At 43.0% G+C, this 1,954-nt stretch carries 2 protein-coding genes, 1 tRNA gene and 1 other RNA gene; all 4 read left to right on the top strand.

The window, feature by feature from the left end:
• Positions 1-513 precede the first annotated feature (513 nt).
• Positions 514-585 (top strand) — tRNA-Asn (locus tag KPX09_RS05140).
• Positions 586-613: 28 nt separating this feature from the next.
• Positions 614-941, top strand: a transfer-messenger RNA (tmRNA) gene (gene ssrA / locus KPX09_RS05135).
• Between the two features lie 199 nt (positions 942-1,140).
• A complete protein-coding gene (locus tag KPX09_RS05130) occupies positions 1,141-1,614 on the top strand; it encodes a ClpXP protease specificity-enhancing factor SspB (RefSeq protein ID WP_249549284.1) in 474 nt (157 codons plus the stop codon).
• 151 nt (positions 1,615-1,765) lie between these two features.
• On the top strand, positions 1,766-1,954 hold a 189-nt coding region (locus tag KPX09_RS05125; protein ID WP_249549283.1), incomplete at its 3' end, for a hypothetical protein.

Raw genomic sequence — 1,954 nt, 5'->3', positions numbered from 1 at the left:
CTGTACTCAGAGTATAGTACTCTAGTTACGTCTTTTGCTTGGTGAAATACCATTTAGGTTACTGGTAAATCTCTTTCTCAACTTATATACACTGTACAGATTATTATGCTGTGGAAATTGAGGCTCATTAGCGTATTTTACACTCGTTATGGGGATTATCTCATGGATACAGCATTATGGGCGCTGCCGCGTATGAATTGGGATTTTTTAAATCCAGAAGGACGATTGTATGTTAGCACACTACGGAATATCTGCAGTTGCATGCTTTTAAACTAGATAATTTTGAGTCATACATGGAACATCCATAGTATGTTGATCGGTATGGTTGCACGCCACGGATATAAATCTAGGCACCATGTATGTACAATTCAAAAGTATGTAAGACTTGTTGCAAAAATTTTTCTCAATTTTGTGGAAAGAAGTACGAAACTGTTATATATAAGGAACGCGCTGATGTGCGTGAGTCTGGCTTTTGTTTATATAGCAATAGCGGTATCGTCTGCTTAGAGCTGTTCCCTGGTAGCTCAGCGGTAGAGCAACTGGCTGTTAACCAGTAGGTCGTTGGTTCGAATCCGACCCGGGGAGCTCAACGTGATGGGAAAGTTTAGTGTGCTTGCTTGACTTTCTCCATGTGCTGGAGTACAATTCCTTCGTGATCTTTCACTATGGCAATAAAAGTTACTTGGAATAGACGTTTTGGACCCGAGGGCAGTGCTCGGCATCTCCACGTGTTTGCGGGGATGAAACAGGTTAGACAGGCGTAATAAAGAAGCTGGCTGTTGCTCGGTGGGAATACCAGCCGTATAACTGGGTCATATTTATAAGTGCAAACGATGATTTCGTTGCCGCTAATGACAACGTGGAAACAGCTTTCGTAGCTGCAGCCTAGTGTGCCTTTAGCGCGGTCTCGGAGGCTTACCGGGCAACAGAAAAGCCTCCATCTCGGAGATTATCGGCTTCTTGTGCATCGTGTGTGGGACTGTTTACAGGTTCCGTGAGTTGCGTTTCATGATTTAATTTCTTTGCAGCGCGGTAAGTTTTATTTTAGCGACCGTATTTATTTATGGTATAATGACAAGCTCTGCTCTATATGGGTATAACCCTTAGGGGACAACTGCATTTGTATGCGTGAGAGGTTATATGGGTAATTTAGTGGATTATCGCAAGTTAGTATATTCTGCAATGTGCGGTGTTGTGAGGGAGGCTATGTCCTTCTTTTCTAAGCTCTCGCCTACCAGGGATGTTCATGTCGCCGTTTCTTTTGTTACGAATTGCAGTGGCGTTGTTCTTCCTGATTATCTAAGGATACAGTACCCTGAGAGCATGACTATAGTTCTACAATATCAGTTCCGTGAGCTTAACGTTAGTGAAAACGGCTTTAGTGTTGTGCTTAGCTTTAGGGGTAAGGAAGAGCTCATTACAATACCTTTTAGAGCTATAGTGAAGTACGTTGATATGATATCTAACTTCTCGCTTGATTTAGAGCAGTACGGCGATATAGAGCTAGAGATGGAAGTGGATTCCGACAATGACGATGATCTTGATGAGGATGTAGTGTCGTCGCATACAACCCAGGATAACATTATTTTTATTGATAAGTTTAGAAAGAACTAAGCGTATAGCATTCTGGAATGTGCTATGTCTTCCGAAAGCGCGGTGCTGGGACGGGCCTTGTAGTTCTGGGAATCACGAAAGAGAGTTTTGGCTACTGGCAAAGTTGTTGTATGGCTGCAGAGTGTTGGGCTTTGCATGGATATAGGTCTCCGTGAAGCCTTTGAAAAGTGTTTTGGGCAGGCACTGTGTAAGGGTGCTCGTTCGAAGGTGTCTCATTGTGGCAAGTGTATATGTCTCTGTGATAGGCACAGTAACTGAGAACACCTTAGAGCGTCATATACTTTCTGTGGTTTTGAAATGTATGAGTTGCTCTTTCTCTGTGGGTGGTGCTTTTGACAAG

The sequence above is a fragment of the Anaplasma phagocytophilum genome (assembly GCF_023476575.1).
In the GTDB taxonomy this organism is placed as follows: domain Bacteria; phylum Pseudomonadota; class Alphaproteobacteria; order Rickettsiales; family Anaplasmataceae; genus Anaplasma; species Anaplasma phagocytophilum_A.
This window is presented reverse-complemented; position numbering and strand designations above follow the sequence as displayed.